The organism is Streptomyces sp. NBC_00483, from assembly GCF_036013745.1.
In the GTDB taxonomy this organism is placed as follows: Bacteria; Actinomycetota; Actinomycetes; order Streptomycetales; family Streptomycetaceae; genus Streptomyces.
The window spans coordinates 6,941,879-6,956,736 of sequence record NZ_CP107880.1 but is presented as its reverse complement, the minus strand read 5'-3'; the positions used below and the strand labels follow the sequence as shown (position 1 = coordinate 6,956,736).

The 14,858-nt window shown below is 71.7% G+C and carries 16 protein-coding genes; 8 read left to right on the top strand and 8 right to left on the bottom strand.

Annotated elements, in window-relative coordinates:
• Positions 1 to 25 precede the first annotated feature (25 nt).
• The 4 genes from OHA73_RS31305 to OHA73_RS31295 all read left to right on the top strand — a co-directional run bounded on the left by OHA73_RS31305 (position 26) and on the right by OHA73_RS31295 (position 2,905).
• Complete coding sequence (locus OHA73_RS31305; protein ID WP_267068948.1) at positions 26 to 1,711, top strand: FAD-dependent monooxygenase; 1,686 nt, start codon at positions 26 to 28, stop codon at positions 1,709 to 1,711.
• A 61-nt stretch (positions 1,712 to 1,772) separates the two neighbouring features.
• Positions 1,773 to 1,862: a putative leader peptide gene (locus OHA73_RS45810; RefSeq protein WP_323187227.1), complete on the top strand. Its 90-nt coding sequence runs from the start codon at positions 1,773 to 1,775 to the stop codon at positions 1,860 to 1,862.
• Between the two features lie 81 nt (positions 1,863 to 1,943).
• Positions 1,944 to 2,510 carry a cysteine dioxygenase gene (locus tag OHA73_RS31300; protein ID WP_266714925.1) on the top strand — a complete coding sequence of 189 codons (567 nt, stop codon included), beginning with the start codon at positions 1,944 to 1,946 and terminating at the stop codon, positions 2,508 to 2,510.
• A complete protein-coding gene (locus tag OHA73_RS31295) occupies positions 2,507 to 2,905 on the top strand; it encodes a rhodanese-like domain-containing protein (RefSeq protein WP_327656685.1) in 399 nt (132 codons plus the stop codon). Before OHA73_RS31300 ends, OHA73_RS31295 begins: the two co-directional genes overlap by 4 nt.
• Before the next feature lie 89 nt (positions 2,906 to 2,994).
• Here the strand turns inward: OHA73_RS31295 and recX are convergent, their stop codons facing one another.
• Together recX and recA are read right to left on the bottom strand one after the other, a co-directional pair.
• Positions 2,995 to 3,768, bottom strand: a complete 774-nt coding sequence (recX, locus tag OHA73_RS31290; protein WP_266714923.1) for a recombination regulator RecX — start codon at positions 3,766 to 3,768, stop codon at positions 2,995 to 2,997.
• 6 nt (positions 3,769 to 3,774) lie between these two features.
• A complete protein-coding gene (gene recA, locus OHA73_RS31285; RefSeq protein ID WP_267068951.1) occupies positions 3,775 to 4,896 on the bottom strand; it encodes a recombinase RecA in 1,122 nt (373 codons plus the stop codon).
• Between the two features lie 243 nt (positions 4,897 to 5,139).
• On the opposite strand from recA, the gene OHA73_RS31280 reads away from it, so the two are divergent.
• Positions 5,140 to 6,054 carry an aminoglycoside phosphotransferase family protein gene (locus OHA73_RS31280; protein WP_327656684.1) on the top strand — a complete coding sequence of 305 codons (915 nt, stop codon included), beginning with the start codon at positions 5,140 to 5,142 and terminating at the stop codon, positions 6,052 to 6,054.
• Between the two features lie 126 nt (positions 6,055 to 6,180).
• On the opposite strand, the gene OHA73_RS31275 is transcribed toward OHA73_RS31280, so the two are convergent.
• Together OHA73_RS31275 and OHA73_RS31270 are read right to left on the bottom strand one after the other, a co-directional pair.
• Positions 6,181 to 7,302: an AI-2E family transporter gene (locus tag OHA73_RS31275; RefSeq protein ID WP_327658554.1), complete on the bottom strand. Its 1,122-nt coding sequence runs from the start codon at positions 7,300 to 7,302 to the stop codon at positions 6,181 to 6,183.
• 165 nt (positions 7,303 to 7,467) lie between these two features.
• Positions 7,468 to 7,662, bottom strand: coding sequence for a DUF3046 domain-containing protein (locus OHA73_RS31270; RefSeq protein ID WP_266714919.1), 195 nt, complete (start codon positions 7,660 to 7,662; stop codon positions 7,468 to 7,470).
• A gap of 79 nt (positions 7,663 to 7,741) precedes the next feature.
• On the opposite strand from OHA73_RS31270, the gene OHA73_RS31265 reads away from it, so the two are divergent.
• Complete coding sequence (locus OHA73_RS31265) at positions 7,742 to 8,692, top strand: hypothetical protein (RefSeq protein ID WP_327656683.1); 951 nt, start codon at positions 7,742 to 7,744, stop codon at positions 8,690 to 8,692.
• Positions 8,693 to 8,750: 58 nt separating this feature from the next.
• On the opposite strand, the gene OHA73_RS31260 is transcribed toward OHA73_RS31265, so the two are convergent.
• A complete protein-coding gene (locus OHA73_RS31260; protein ID WP_327656682.1) occupies positions 8,751 to 9,929 on the bottom strand; it encodes a PucR family transcriptional regulator in 1,179 nt (392 codons plus the stop codon).
• Positions 9,930 to 10,086: 157 nt separating this feature from the next.
• Between OHA73_RS31260 and OHA73_RS31255 the strand changes: the two genes are divergently transcribed.
• Both OHA73_RS31255 and OHA73_RS31250 read left to right on the top strand, forming a co-directional pair.
• Entirely contained in the window at positions 10,087 to 11,490 is a 1,404-nt protein-coding gene (locus OHA73_RS31255) for an alkyl sulfatase dimerization domain-containing protein (protein ID WP_327656681.1), read from the top strand.
• Positions 11,481 to 12,779 carry an MFS transporter gene (locus tag OHA73_RS31250; RefSeq protein ID WP_327656680.1) on the top strand — a complete coding sequence of 433 codons (1,299 nt, stop codon included), beginning with the start codon at positions 11,481 to 11,483 and terminating at the stop codon, positions 12,777 to 12,779. The genes OHA73_RS31255 and OHA73_RS31250 overlap by 10 nt, the downstream gene beginning before the upstream one ends.
• Here OHA73_RS31250 and OHA73_RS31245 read toward each other — a convergent pair.
• From OHA73_RS31245 to OHA73_RS31235, 3 genes are read right to left on the bottom strand one after another with little or no spacing between them, the layout of a single operon-like run.
• Entirely contained in the window at positions 12,769 to 13,077 is a 309-nt protein-coding gene (locus tag OHA73_RS31245) for an AzlD domain-containing protein (protein ID WP_266714914.1), read from the bottom strand. The genes OHA73_RS31250 and OHA73_RS31245 overlap by 11 nt on opposite strands.
• A complete protein-coding gene (locus tag OHA73_RS31240) occupies positions 13,074 to 13,835 on the bottom strand; it encodes an AzlC family ABC transporter permease (RefSeq protein WP_327656679.1) in 762 nt (253 codons plus the stop codon). The genes OHA73_RS31245 and OHA73_RS31240 overlap by 4 nt, the downstream gene beginning before the upstream one ends.
• A complete protein-coding gene (locus OHA73_RS31235) occupies positions 13,775 to 14,788 on the bottom strand; it encodes an AraC family transcriptional regulator (RefSeq protein WP_266714912.1) in 1,014 nt (337 codons plus the stop codon). Before OHA73_RS31235 ends, OHA73_RS31240 begins: the two co-directional genes overlap by 61 nt.
• Positions 14,789 to 14,858: the final 70 nt, after the last annotated feature.

The window sequence follows — 14,858 nt, the reverse complement described above, 5'->3', positions numbered from 1 at the left end:
CTCTCGGGGCGGGAGGGGCCGCGCCGTGGACCCGGTGATCGTTGTCGGCGCGGGTCCCGTCGGGCTCGCGCTGTCCCTCGCCCTCGCGCGGCACGGCGTACCCTCCGTGATCCTGGACGAGGGCCCCGGCAAGGACGAACAGCGGCCCGCCCGCACGGTGGTGCTGCGCGAGGACACCGCGGCGCTGGCCGAGCGGCTCGCTGGTACGTCGTTCGAGGGCATCGGCGCCCACTGGACGGGCTGGCGCTCCATGCGCCGCAAGCAAGTGATGGGTGTGCTCACCTTCGGTGAGCAGAACACGCAGGGTGAGCCGGGCGCATCCGGTGGACCGGGGTCACCCGGTGGGCCGGTATCGCCCGGCGAAACGCTGCCCGCGCCGCTGCACATCGCCCAGCACGATCTGACCGACGCCCTGCGCAGGGCCGTCGACGCCGAGCGGCTCATCAAGGTCGCCGTCAACAGCCGCCTCGACTCGCTCGAGGAAGAGAAGACGGGCCTGACCGCACACACCCGCGGCCCCAAGGGCACATGGTGGCGCGGCAGTTACCTCGTGGGCTGCGACGGTCCGCGCTCCACGGTCCGCAAACTCCTCGACATCCGCTTCCCCGGCCGCACCGCCGTCGAACGACACGCGGTCGCCGCACTGCGCGCGGAACTTCCGTGGCCCGGTGAGGCGTTGCTCCATCGGAGCCCTCCGTGGCGGACCTCGGGCCGCTCGGGCTCGGAGGTCGTCGGCCGCCCCCTCGCCGACGGCGTCTGGCGCCTGGACTGGCTGCTGCCGCCCCGCAGCGACCTGGTCACCCCGGATGTCCTCGTGACCCGCATCCGGGAGACCCTCGCGGGCTGGTGCGGAGGCTCCACCCCGCCGTACGAACTGCTCGACACCGGAGTCCATACGGTCCACCACCGGCTCGCCCGCCGTTGGCGCGTGGGCCGCGTCTTCCTCGCGGGGGACGCGGCGCACCTGCTGGGCGCGCTCGGCACCCAGGGCCTGGACGAGGGGCTGCGCGACGCCGACAACCTCGCCTGGAAGCTGGCCCTCGCCTGGCACGACGGGGCGCACTCCGCCACCGACGCGCTGCTCGACAGCTACCAGACCGAGCGCCGTGCCGTGGTGGCCGGACGGCTGCGCGCCGCGGACCAGGCGCTGCCGATACTGCGCGGTGGCGGCGGGCTGCGGGCGTACGTCCCCGGCGCCGCGCGCGGGCATGACGCGCTGCTCACGGACGGTCACTTGGGGCACGGGCCGCTCGGCGCGCCGGGGGCGTACGCCGACTCGCCGCTCGCGCCCGCGCGCTCCGAGTCGCAGGTGGAGGTGGGCACGGCGCCCGGCTCACCGATCGTCGACGTCGAGGTGACGGCGCCCGACGGCTCGTTCGTACGGCTCCGGGACCGGCTCGGCCGCGGGCCACTGCTCGTCGTCCTCGTCGCCCCCGGGACCGGGGTGTGGGAGCGCAAGCACTGGATGTCGGCGGGTCTGATGCCGCGGCTCGCGGCGTCCGTCGCGGCGCTCCCCCACGAGGCAGAGCTGCTTGTCGCGGAGCGTTACCCACAGGCTCCGGCGCACACGGTGCTGCTGATCCGGCCCGACGGCCATCTGGTCACGGCACTGAGCGGCGTACGCCCGGCGGAGCTCTACGAGGCCGCGCGCTCGGCCCTCGGCAGGCCCGCGGAGGAGAAAGGTCCGGTAAAGAGCGGCGCCGGCCGCTGAACCGCTCGCCGACCTTGTCGGTGAGTTGACCGTCTCCTGCCCCCATGGTGTACTCCGGAGCGTGACGGTCGACACCGATGTACGCCTGTGGCGGAGGGTCCATATGGACCTCATCCGCTACGCGGGCTGCGTGTGTCATCCCTCCTGCTGAATTCGCATCCCTTCCTTACACGCGCCCGCCGTCCGGCGTTTCGGCGGCGCGTGCTGCTCGCGAACTCCCAGGACGGTACTGGTGTCCAGTTTCACGCAATCCCTCGCGCACTCCACTGCGCATTCCCCTACGGCTCCCTCCCGGGCGCCGTCGGCCGCGCCCACGCAGGCCGACCTCCTCGCATTCGTCCGTCGCGTCGCTCAGGACCGCGACCTGGTCGCCTCTCTGCCGCTCGATCCGGAGGGCCGTACATGGGTGCGACTCGAAGGCCCCGACGGCAGCGAAGCCTGGCTCATCGGCTGGCCGCCGGGCACCGGCACGGGGTGGCACGACCACGCCGAGTCCGTCGGCGCCTTCCTGACCGCGGGCGGCGCGCTCACGGAGAACTCACTGGCCGCCCGCCTTCCCACCGACGGGTGGAAGACCCTGGAACTCTCCGAAGACGTCGACAGGGAACGGCACTTGACGGTGGGTGAGGGACGCGCCTTCGGCCGCCACCACGTGCACGAGGTCCTGAACGAGTCCCCCACCGAGCACGCCGTCTCGGTCCACGCCTACTACCCACCGCTCCCCCGGATCCGGCGCTACAGCCGCACCGGCCCGGTGCTGCGTCTGGAGTCGGTGGAACGCCCGGAGGACTGGCAGTGAGCACTTCATCACCGGTGGGCATCGACGAGCTTCTCGAGCAGGTGCGATCCGGTCTCGACCGGGTCGAGGCGCGGGACGCCTTCGACGCGGCGTCCCGTGGCGAGGCGCTCCTGGTCGACATCCGGTACGCGGCGCTGCGGGAGTACGACGGGCTGATCCCCGGGGCCCTTGTGGTCGAGCGCAACGAGCTGGAATGGCGCCTCGACCCCCGTGGCAGCCACCGCGCTCCGGAGGCCACCGGTCACGACCTGCGCGTCGTGGTCGTCTGCAACGAGGGCTATGCGTCGAGCCTCGCCGCCGCCTCCCTGCACCAACTGGGCCTGCACCGCGCGACGGACCTGGTGGGCGGCTTCCAGGCGTGGCGGGCGGCGGGACTGCCGGTGACGGGGGCCTGAGGGCGCAGGCCGTGGTGAACCGGGGGCGTCCGCAGGTCGTGGCGGTCCGGGGGCGCACGAACGCGGCGCTCCCGGCTCCCGGAGAGTCGTTACTCCCCGAACCCCAAGTCCTCGGTGTCCTCCCCCTCTTCCTCCAACGCCTGCCGCACCACCCGCAGCGCCATGCCCTCCGGATACCCCTTGCGGGCAAGCATCCCCGCGAGCCGGCGCAGCCGCTTGTCACGCTCAAGCCCCCGCGTGGAACGGAGCTTGCGCGCAACGAGTTCGCGCGCGGTCTCCTCCTCCCGCTCGGAGTCGAGCTGCCCGACCGCCTCGTCGATCACCGTCGAGTCCACGCCCTTGGTCCTCAGCTCACGGGCGAGCGCCCGGCGGGCAAGTCCCCGGCCGTGGTGCCGCGACTCCACCCACGCGTCCGCGAAGGCACTGTCGTTGATCAGCCCCACCTCTTCGAACCGGGTGAGCACCTCGTCCGCCACGTCATCGGGGATCTCGCGCTTGCGCAGCGCGTCGGCCAACTGCTTGCGCGTGCGCGGAGTCCCGGTGAGCAGACGCAGACAGATGTTCCGCGCCCGCTCAGCCGGGTCTCCTGACGGCGCCCCCTGCTCGGCCCTCGACGAGTCAGGGGGGCCGTCGTCCTGTGCGGCACCGGGCGGATCCCCGAATCCGCCCCGGCGCCGACGCCCACGCGGCCCGGCCCCGCCCCGCTTGCGTCCACCTCGGCGCGGCCCGTCCACCGCGCCGCTCCCCGCTTCGACGTCTTCCCCGTACGCCATGTCGTCGTACGCCCCGCCACCCCCGCTCCCCCGGTCCTCGGGAACGGCGGAGCGTACGTCGTCATCGGCCCAGTCGGTTCGTCGTGTCACGGCGGATTAGCTCTTGGCCGCCGCGGCCTTGGACTTGGCCACCTTGGGCGCGGGCACCGTCTTGGCCGCGTCCTCGGCAGGAGCGGCCTCAGCCGCCGCGTCCGCGGCCGGCTCGCTGCTCGGCTCCTCCGGACGGACGCCGACGCCCAGCTTCTCCTTGATCTTCTTCTCGATCTCGTTGGCCAGGTCGGGGTTGTCCTTCAGGAAGTTGCGCGCGTTCTCCTTGCCCTGGCCGAGCTGGTCGCCCTCGTACGTGTACCAGGCGCCGGCCTTGCGGACGAAGCCGTGATCCACGCCCATGTCGATCAGGCCGCCCTCGCGGGAGATGCCCTGTCCGTAGAGGATGTCGAACTCGGCCTGCTTGAAGGGCGGCGCGACCTTGTTCTTGACGACCTTGACGCGGGTGCGGTTGCCGACCGCGTCCGTGCCGTCCTTCAGGGTCTCGATACGACGGATGTCGATACGCACCGAGGCGTAGAACTTCAGCGCGCGACCACCGGTCGTGGTCTCGGGCGAGCCGAACATGACGCCGATCTTCTCGCGCAGCTGGTTAATGAAGATCGCGGTGGTCTTGGACTGGTTGAGCGCGCTGGTGATCTTTCGGAGCGCCTGGCTCATCAGGCGAGCCTGCAGACCCACGTGCGAGTCGCCCATCTCGCCCTCGATCTCCGCGCGCGGCACGAGCGCGGCGACGGAGTCGATGACGATCAGGTCGAGGGCGCCGGAACGGACCAGCATGTCGACGATCTCGAGAGCCTGCTCACCGTTGTCCGGCTGGGACAGGATCAGGTTGTCGATGTCGACGCCGAGCTTCTTCGCGTACTCGGGGTCGAGCGCGTGCTCGGCGTCGATGAACGCCACCTGGCCGCCGGCCTTCTGAGCGTTGGCCACTGCGTGCAGGGTCAAGGTCGTCTTACCGGAGGACTCCGGCCCGTACACCTCCACCACACGGCCACGCGGGATACCGCCGACGCCGAGCGCGACGTCGAGCGCGGTCGACCCGGTGGGGATGACCTCGATGGGCTCATTCGGCCGCTCGCCCATGCGCATCACTGCGCCCTTACCGAATTGCCGTTCAATCTGTGCGAGCGCGGCGTCGAGCGCCTTCTCGCGGTCGGTTCCTGCCATGGGTTCCACCCGGTTTGCTTGAGTCGATCGCTTCACGCCAAAGACGCTAACGCCTGCCACTGACAATCGGCCTCGACGCCTGTCTCGCCTGTGGATAACTCGAGGCTCCTCGCCCGGCCACCTTCCCCGAATCCCTTGGAAACACTGGGAAAAGTGGCTCTGGACACTCCATAAGAATGGATGTTCGATTTCAGTGTCAAGCGCACCACGCGGGTCGGCGCGCCTCGACTACCGTGGCTCCGCATGACCCACACCTCGATCGAGATCACCGCCGAGCTGGTCCAGGAGCTGCTCCACGAACAGCACCCCGACCTGGCCGATCGCCCCGTGAGACTCGGCGCCCGGGGGTGGGACAACCAGCTGTGGCGGCTCGGCGACGACCTCGCCGTCCGGTTGCCCTGGGCCACCGACTCCGCGGACGCGCTGCTGCGCAAGGAGCACGCCTGGCTCCCCGCGCTCGCCCCGCGTCTCCCCTTGCCCATCCCTGTCCCCCAGCGCCTCAGTGAACCCTCCGAGCGGTTTCCCCACCCCTGGATCGTCACCACCTGGGTACCGGGCTCGCCCGCCGACCGGGCCCCCGCCACCGCCGCCGAGTCGGCCGACATCCTGGCCGCCTTCCTGACCGCCCTGCACCAGCCTGCCCCCGAGGGGGCGCCGACCGGCCGCAATCGTGGGGGTCCGCTGGCCGAGCATGCCGAGGGATTCGCCCAGCAGCTCTCCGAGGCCACCGAGCACGGCCTGATCCCCGACCCGGACGCCGTTCGCGCGATCTGGGAGGACGCCGCCGGCGCGCCGGAGTGGTCGGGCCCGCCACTGTGGCTCCACGCCGACCTGCATCCGGCCAACCTCCTCACCGCGGACGGCACATTCTGCGGCGTGATCGACTTCGGTGACCTCTGCGTGGGCGATCCGGCCTGGGACCTCGCCGCCGCCTGGCTGCTGCTGCCGGACGGCGCCACCGAACGCTTCCACATCGCCTACCGGCCGGCCCCCGACGCCGCCACCCTGCGCCGCGCCCGCGGCTGGGCCGTCATGAAGGCCCTGGTCTGCATCCTCATCGGGCACGCCGGCGACCAGGGCCGCCCCGGCGGCAAGCCCTCCTGGGGGCCACCCGGACACGCTTCGCTTCGCCGCCTTGTCGCGTCGGCCGCGCACTGACAGCCCATCACCTTCGGGCTCTCCTTCGGCCTGACACTCATGGCCATCACCTGGGTGCCAGGAGGCGGCCTGCCACTCGACGGCCGCTCTCAAGCCGCTGCACGGGGTCGGCCTGGCTGAGGCGGGCTACTGGTCCCCGGAGTCCGGTTCCTTCACGACGCGGCGCATCCGCACCCAGAGAGACGACCCGCGTCTGCGGTGCCCGTGCACGCGCGGGTCGTCGGTGACGTCGTAGCGCTTCACGTACGCGCCCAGGAACGCCTGCAGCGTCGCGACGGCCGGGATCGAGATCAGGGCGCCGACGGCCCCCAGGAGCGCGGTGCCCGCGATGACCGAACCGAAGGCGACCGCCGGGTGGATGTCCACCGTCTTCGCGGTCAGCTTCGGCTGCAGCACATAGTTCTCGAACTGCTGGTACACGACTACGAAGACGAACACCCACAGCGCGTACCAGGGATCCACGGTGAAGGCGATCAGCATCGGCAGGGCGCCCGCCAGGTACGTGCCGATGGTCGGGATGAACTGCGAGACGAGCCCCACCCATACGGCGAGCACGGGCGCGTACGGGACGCCGAGCGCCGCGAGCAGGACGTAGTGCGCGACCCCGGAGATCAGCGCCATGAGGCCACGCGAGTAGAGATACCCACCGGTCTTGTCGACGGCGATCTCCCAGGCGCGCAGCACCTCGGTCTGCTTCGCGGGCGGCAGGACCGAGCACAGCGCACGCCGCAGGCGCGGGCCGTCGGCGGCGAAGTAGAACGAGAACAACAGAACCGTCAGGAGCTGGAACAGCCCGCCGAGCACCTGCGTGGAGACGTCCAGGACACCGGTGGCACTGTTCTGGACGTACTTCTGGAGCCAGTCCGAGTGCAGCAGGCTGTCCTGTACCTCGACCCTGTTGAGATCCGTGTGGAACGTGTCGTTGACCCAGCTGATGAGCTGGTCGAGGTACTTCGGGAAGTCGTCGAACATGTCCACGATCTGGCCCGCGAGCATCGACCCGAGAAGCACGACGAAACCCGCACTCACGGCCGTCACCGCGAGGAACACCAGGAAGGTGGCGAAGCCCCGGCGCAGCCCGCGCGCCGCCATTCTGCTGACCGCGGGCTCCACGGCGAGCGCCAGGAAGAACGCGATCAACACGTTGGTCAGCAGCCCGATCAGCTGGTGGAAGGCCCAATAGCCCAGCTGGTAGCAGGCGATGAAGGCCAGGGCGAGCACCATGGCACGCGGCAGCCAGCGCGGCATCCCCGCGCGCGGAGTCGGCGCCGAGCCCGGCGGCCGCTCGGGCGGCGTGGTGCCGGGTGGCGCGGCGTCGTCCGCCACCTGGAAGGTTTCATCTGTCGGTGCTGGCACGCTGCCAGTCTCGCCCACGCCGCCGACAATCGTCGGCCGCCCCCGTTCCGTCACTCTTCAGCGCTTCTCATCCGGTACATCCATCGCTGTGCACACGACACGCCAGACTTCCTTGGCCTCCCAGCCCGCGTCGAGCGCCTGCTGGACCGTTCGCCCGCCGAGCCCCGCCATCACATGATCACGCGCGAACGTGTCGGAGTAACCGGATCCGAAATGATCCGTCATTCGCTGCCAGAAGACCGTCAACCGCATGCGTCCAGTATCCCGCCCCTGAGAGTGCAGCCGTGCTCGGGAGGCTTACCGAGAACGCTTTCCGTCCTACGGTCGGTGCATGGCCGAAACCGGAGCTTCCCCACTCCCCCCGTCGCCCCCGGCACACTCCCCGCTCTCCCGTGCCGAGACATTCATCTGGCTGACCGCACGCGTCCTTGAACAGCGCCGCTTCGCCTATCACTTTTTGGACGGCTCACCCACGGCGGCCGACGCCGTCGAGACGGCGCTGGCCGCGTACCGCAACGAGGACGAGGGCTACGGACACGCCCTCGAACCGGACCTGCGCGGCCCGGTCAGCCAGCCCCTGCACACTGGGCACGCGCTGCGCGTCCTCGACTCGATCGGGCGGTGCTCGGGTCAGCGCGTGGAGCGGGTGTGCCGCTACCTGACCGCCGTCTCCACTCCGGAAGGCGCACTTCCGGCGGTGCATCCCAGCCAACGCGGCTATCCCTGCGCCCCGTTCGTCCCGGTGGTGGACGACCCGCCGAGCGAGCTGCTGGCCACCGGGCCCGTCGTCGGTCTGCTGCACCGCAACGAGGTGTGGCACGCCTGGCTGTTCCGGGCCACCGACTTCTGCTGGTCGGCCGTCGAGTCCCTGAAGACATCCCACCCGTACGAGGTCCAGGCCGCGGTCGCCTTCCTGGACAGCGCACCCGACCGCCCGCGCGCGCGGGTCGCCGCCGACCGGCTCGGCCGCCTCGTGCGCGAGCAGCGGCTCGCGGTGCTCGATCCGGAGCGTAGGGAGGACTATCCGGTCGCGCCCGGCTACGCGCCGGACGAGCACCACTTCCCGTACGACTTCGCCAAGGCGCCCGAGTCGCTGGCCCGATCCTGGTTCACCGACGAGGAGATGGCCCGTTCGCTCGACCATCTGGTGAACGAGCAGCAGGAGGACGGTGGGTGGCCGATCAATTGGCGACAGTGGGCGCCGACGACCGCCATGGAGGCACGCCCCATGGTGACCATCGACGCACTGCGTACGCTGCGCGCCTACGGACGTCCCTTGTAGTGCCGCTTGTAGCGCCGCCGTTGTCGTGTCGCGGCCCTCTGGAGTACCGCGTTCCCGCTCAGTGATCCGCGTCGCGCAGGAGCAGCGCCGCGATGGCCAGAGCCGTGCCGCGCGGTGAGGACAGTTCGATGCCGGTCCACTCGGCGATCTTCGCCAGCCGGTTGTCGACCGTGTTCGGGTGCAGCCCGAGCGCATCCGCGGTGGCCCTGCGGTCCTGCTGGTGGGTCAGATGCGTGCGGAGCGTCTCCAGGAGCTCCGGCCGCTCGGCTACAGGGTCGAGGAGGGCAGCGATGAGGTGGCTGCTCTCGTTGCGCCGGGAGAGGTGGTACTCGAGCAGGACGTCGTCGAGGCGGTGCAGGCCCGGTGGCAGGCCGCACGCGCGCGCGATGCGCAGGACCTCGGTCGCGGTGCGGGCCGCGTCGGGTATGAGCTCGGGGCCGTCCGCCCGCACCGCGGCCACCCGCACGGGCAGGCCGCTCGCCCGGCTCAGGTGGGCCGGCAGGTCGGCGGGCGGCGGGCAGTCCTCCGGGACGACGACCCGTCCCCCGTCGCCGTCCAGGAGGGTGAGCACGGCCGCACCGAAGGTGCGGTCCAGGACGCTCTGCAGCCGGCGCAGTCGGCGGCGCACCGCGACGGGCCCCTCCGAAGGAGCCGCGTCCGTGGCGAGTGCGAGCACGTGGGCGGGCCCCGTGAGCCGGAGCTGGTCGAGGAGCACGTGTCCGGGCGGGACCATCCCGTCGAGCAGCCCGCGGACCAACGACCGCCGCTGCGCGTGCTGTTCGGCCTCAAGGGCGGACCGTTCGTCCAGGTATGTCTCGGCGACCGATCCGACGACTCCGGGCTGGGCCCGCAGCAGGAGGTCGACGAGTTCGACGAGGGCCGCCTCGTCGCCGGGCTCCGCCGCTTCGCGCAGCGCCCGCCACAGGACGTAGGAACCGAGCGCGTGCGTGCGCAGCAGGAGGTGCAGCGGCATGCCCTCCTCGGCGCGCTGAGCGGCCCTCTCGCGGAACAGCCGGTGCCTTCCGGGCTGCTGTGTGTCCGGGTCCCCGACGTGGCGCAGGAACAGCCGTACGCCGTACCGCGCGGTCGCCGCGATCTCCAGGTCCTTCACGTCGTCCGGCAGCTCCGCGTAGCCGGGGAGTTCCTCGAAGGCCTCCCTGGCCATGCGCCGCGCCAGTTCGTTGACGCGCGGCTCGCAGCGCGCGGCGAGAGAACGCGCTTCCGGGGACAACGGCACGGTGGCCTCCACCGACATCGGCTACTGGGCGCCCCATTGTGACGCGTCACAGCTCTGGGGCAAGCGGGATGTGACGCCGAGCGCTGTTCCGGGCCTCCCTGTGCGCCTTGACTCGGGGAACGCCGAGGAACCACCCCTACCCGGAGGAGCCGCGCCCATGACCGAGCACAACACCGCACCGGAGGCGGCCGCGCGGAAGCCGGTGGACTACGCCGCCTACGCGGACCGGGTCTGGCAGGGGTCGGAGACGCTGCTTCCGCATCTCTCGGGCACCTACACGGGGGACGAGCTGGTGCGGCTGAGCCCGCGGGTGGGCTTCTTCCCCGCCTTCGCCAACGTGACGGTCTTCGACACCGGTGACGGCGCGGTGCTCGTCGATTCGGGCGACTTCCGTACGGCGGCGCAACTGCACACGGCGGTCAAGGGGTTCGGGGCGGGTCCTGTGCACTCCGTGGTGTACACGCACGGGCACGTGGATCACGTCTTCGGAGTGTTCCCCTTCGACAAGGAGGCGGAGCAAACCGGCACCGGGCGCCCCGAGGTGGTGGCGCACGAGGCCGTGTCCGCCCGCTTCGACCGCTACATCCGGACGGCCGGCTACAACTCGTGGATCAACCGGCGGCAGTTCGGTGTGCCCTCCCTGGAGTGGCCCACCACGTACCGCTACCCGGACACCGTCTACCGGGACCGGCTGACTTTCCACCGCGGCGAGCTCACATTCGAACTCGTCCACGCGCGCGGGGAGACCGACGACCACACCTACGTATGGGTGCCGGAGCTCAAGGCCCTGTGCACCGGCGATCTGTTCATCTGGAACACGCCGAACGCGGGCAATCCCCAGAAGGTGCAGCGCTACCCCGAGGACTGGGCGCGGGCCCTGCGCTGCATGCAGGAGCTGGGCGCGGAGCTGCTGCTGCCGGGCCACGGCGTGCCCATCATGGGCGTCGAACGCGTGAACCGCGCCCTGGACGACACCGCGCGCTTCCTGGAGTCGCTCTGCGAGCAGACGCGGGAGCTGATGAACGCGGGTCACCGGCTCGACACGGTCATCCACGAGGTGAAGGTCCCCGAGGAACTCCTGTCCCGCCCGTACCTCCACCCCGCCTATGACGAGCCGGAGTTCGTGGTGCGGAACCTGTGGCGTCTGTGGGGCGGCTGGTACGACCAGAACCCGGCCCACCTCAAGCCTGCTCCGGAGGCGGCCGTCGCGGCCGAGTACGCGCGCGCGGCGGGCGGCGCCGTGGCACTGGCCGAGCGGGCACGGGAGTTGCTCGCCGCGGGCGAAGCACGGCTGGCCTCGCATCTGGCGGAGACGGCGGCCCTGGCGGCCCCCACGGATCCCGAGGTGGCACGCACGCGTGCCGAGGTGTACGCGCAGCGGGCGGGCAAGGAGACCTCGACCATGGCGCGCGGTGTCTACGCCTGGGCGGCCGCCGAGTCCGCCGCGGTGGCCGAAGGCACGGACGTGGCCACGGAGTTGACGCGCTCCCCCGAGGGCCGCAAGCGGGCCGGAGGCGCGATCAGTGTCGGCCTGGTCGACGACGAGGACGGATGCTGCTGATGCGCGGGGCATGGCGCACCACATGGCTGCTGCTCGCCTTCATGGTGGTGAATTTCGCGGACAAGGCGGTCCTGGGGCTCGCGGGTCCCGAGATCCGGGCGGACTTCGGCATCACCCGCCAGGAGTTCGGCACCGCGCAGTCGGCGTTCTTCGCGCTGTTCTCGGTCGCAGCCCTCGGCGTCTCGGCCCTCACGAAGCGAGTGCGCACGACGCCGTTGCTCCTGGGGCTCGCCCTGCTGTGGTCTGCGGCGCAGCTGCCGATGCTGTGGGGCGCGGCGGGCTTCGGCGCGCTGGTGGCCACCCGCGTCCTTCTCGGCGCCGCCGAGGGGCCGGCGTCGCCGGTCGCGATGCATCACGTGCACGGCTGGTTTCCGCAGCGCGAGCGGGCTCTGCCGACCGCGCTGCTGCTCGTCGGCGCCGCGGCCGGGGTCGCGGTGGCCGCGCCCGCCCTGAGCCGGGTGATCACCCACTGGGGCTGGCGCTGGTCGTTCGGCGCGGTGGGTCTGGCCGGCCTTGTCTGGGCGGCGGTGTGGTTCCTGTGGGGCAAGGAGGGCCCCCTGGCCCCGAGCGTCGGCAAGGAGGCGGAGCAAGCACCGCAGGACAGCGTCACGGTGCCGCTGCGCCGCATCCTGTTGTCGCCCACGTTCCTGACCGCGGCCTTCGGTTCGTTCGCCGCCTACTGGTCGATGAGTGCGACGCTCACCTGGGCGCCGGACTACATGGAGAACGTCATGGGCTGGAATCTGCACCAGGCGAGCACCATGGTCGGCGCCGGTGCCGTCGCCCATGGTGCCGTCCTCCTGGTACACGGCCTGCTGGCTCGGCGCTCGGCCCTGAGAGGCACGCCGCCCCGCTTCCCTGTAGGCGCGGGTGCCGGCCTCCTTGTCGCGCTCTCGGGCTGTGCCACCGCTCTGTTCGGCCTGTCCGACTCCCAGGTCGTGAAGGTACCGATGATGCTGGGTCCGATGGCGCTCGCCATGGTGATGCTCACGGTCGCGGCGACGGCGTGCTCCCGGATCGCGCCCCCGGTCCAACGGGGCACGGTCCTGGGCGTCTTGACGTGCGTGTACGCCCTCGGGGGCATCGTCTCGCCGCTCGTCCTGGGGCGCTTGGTGGACGGCGCCGCCACCGTGTCGGCGGGCTATGAGCACGGCTGGCTGCTGACCGCGGCCCTCCTGGTGGCGGGCGGTGTCCTCGCGGCCGTCTTCTGCCGCCCCGAGCGCACGGCGGGGCAGCTCGGCGTCCCGGAGACCCCGGCCGCCCTCCCCGCGCACCAGGTCACCCCGTAAGGGCCCGCATCCCCGCGGTGACCGCCACGGCCACCGCGACCACCACCAGGAACGGCGCCCGCAGCACGAGCGCGACGGCGGCCGCGGCGAGCCCGGCCGCCCTGGCGTCGAGGACCAGCACGCGCCCGTCCGCGAAGGTCTGCTGGGCCGTGAGGGCAGCCAGCAGAGCGACCGGGAGCAGGGCCGCAAGACGCTTCACCACGGGCCGTTCCAGGGCGCCCGCGGGCACCAGCAGACCGATCAGTTTCACGGCGTAGCAGCCGACCGCGGTGACCGCGATGGCGATCCAGACGTTCAACGGTCTTCTCCTTGTTGTGCGTTGGAGGCCGCGGCGCGGCGGCGTCCCTCTACGTAGAGCACGGCCGGGGCGGCGAGCGCGGCCACGAGCACGGGCACCCCGGCCGGCAGCACGGGCAGCAGTCCGAGCATCAGAACGACGGCGAGCCCGGCGACGGCGCGGTCCGTCGTGGACTTCAGCATCGGCGCGAGCAGCGCCAGGAACACCGCGGGCCCGGCCGCGTCGAGGCCCCAGGCATCGGTGTCACCGATGGCCTCGGCGCCCAGGGCACCGACCAGCGTGGTGAGGTTCCACAGCACGTACAGGGTCAGTCCTGTGACGGTGAAACCGAGCCGCACGCCGCGCCGCGTCGGCTGCGCCAGCGCGACGGCCGATGTCTCGTCGATGATCCAGTGCGCGGCGAACGGCCGCACCGCGCGCGGAAGAGCGAGCAACTGGGACAGGCGCAGTCCGTAGAACGCGTTGCGCACGCCCAGGAAGAACGCTCCCGCGGCGGCGGTGAGCGGGTTACCGCCGGCCGCGAGCGCCCCTACGAGCGCGAACTGCGACGCCCCCGTGAAGACCAAGAGGCTGAGCGCGCAGGTCTGCAGCACGCTGAGCCCGCTCCCCGCCGAAGTCACCCCGAAGGCGAACCCGGAAAGACCTACGGCGACTCCGACACCGAGCGCGTCACGGACGACGGCGGAGTCCGGCTTGCCTACCGCGTCGGCCCGCCCGGTCTCGGCCCCGGCCCCGGGCTCGGCCTCGGATTCGAGCAAGAACTCGGTCGACTGCTCGGCGGGCTCGGGAGGCTTGGCCTCTGCTCTACGTATGTCTGTGGGTGTTGTCTTGTCTGCCACGCCTCGCACGGTACGAGGAGGGACGGGTCCTGTTCTTGTACGTTCTTGCGCTCGCGCTGGTACGCGCCCGGCGGCACCCCGACGATCCGGGTGAAGTGCCGGTTCAGGTGCGGCTGGTCGGTGAAGCCGAGGGCTACAGCGGCATCGGCGGGCGCCGTCCCCGCCTCCAGGAGCCGCCGTGCCATGCGCACCCGCGCGTTGGTGAGCCAGGTGTGCGGCGGCATCCCGTACGCGTCGCGGAAGGCCCGCAGCAGCGCGAAGGGGCTGGTGCCGAGCTCGGCCGCGAGGGCTTCCAGGGACGGCGGGTCCGCCAGACGCTCTTCGAGGACTTCGCGCGCGCGGTCCGCGGCCGTGGACCCCGCGGACCGCCGGGGCCGCGCCGCGAGGGAGGACCCGTGGGCCCGGAGCAGCCGCGCGAGCACGACCCTGAGGAGGCTGTCGGCGGCCAGCGCGTTGCCCTCCTCCGCCGCTCTGTGCACCTCGTTGATCATCTGCGAGGCCCCTGGGTCGGTGACGATCGGTTCACCGAAGACCGCGGTGCCGCGCACCGTGCCGGTCTCGGCTGCGATCTCGGCGACGACGTCCGCTGACGGATAGAGCGTGGCGTACGCCCAGCCGTCGGGCCCGCCCGCCCGCGCCGTGTGCGCCACTTCCGGATTGAGCAGCACGACGCTGCCGGGCCCGGCGTGCAAGGTGCCGTCGGCCAGGCCGACCGCCTCGACCCCACGCGTGACCGCGCCGATCACGAAGCCGTCGTGGCTGTGGCGCGGGAAGGTGTGCCGGACGTAGCGGGCCCGCAGCAGGTCGAGCCCCGGCAGCCGCTCATAGCGCCAGTGCCGCGCCCATTCGCCCTGCCCCGCTGTCCGAGCCATGGCCCCATTCTGCGTCAGCCACCCTCGACGAACCACCCCGTTTCCGCAGCTCACCGCCATTGTCAGTGGT

Coding starts and splice junctions, on each gene's coding strand:
- recA (WP_267068951.1), bottom strand. CDS start 4,896: ATGGCAGGAACCGACCGCGAGAAGGCGCTCGACGCCGCGCTCGCACAG.
- OHA73_RS31280 (WP_327656684.1), top strand. CDS start 5,140: ATGACCCACACCTCGATCGAGATCACCGCCGAGCTGGTCCAGGAGCTG.
- OHA73_RS31275 (WP_327658554.1), bottom strand. CDS start 7,302: ATGCCGCGCTGGCTGCCGCGTGCCATGGTGCTCGCCCTGGCCTTCATC.
- OHA73_RS31270 (WP_266714919.1), bottom strand. CDS start 7,662: ATGCGGTTGACGGTCTTCTGGCAGCGAATGACGGATCATTTCGGATCC.
- OHA73_RS31265 (WP_327656683.1), top strand. CDS start 7,742: ATGGCCGAAACCGGAGCTTCCCCACTCCCCCCGTCGCCCCCGGCACAC.
- OHA73_RS31255 (WP_327656681.1), top strand. CDS start 10,087: ATGACCGAGCACAACACCGCACCGGAGGCGGCCGCGCGGAAGCCGGTG.
- OHA73_RS31250 (WP_327656680.1), top strand. CDS start 11,481: ATGCTGCTGATGCGCGGGGCATGGCGCACCACATGGCTGCTGCTCGCC.
- OHA73_RS31235 (WP_266714912.1), bottom strand. CDS start 14,788: ATGGCTCGGACAGCGGGGCAGGGCGAATGGGCGCGGCACTGGCGCTAT.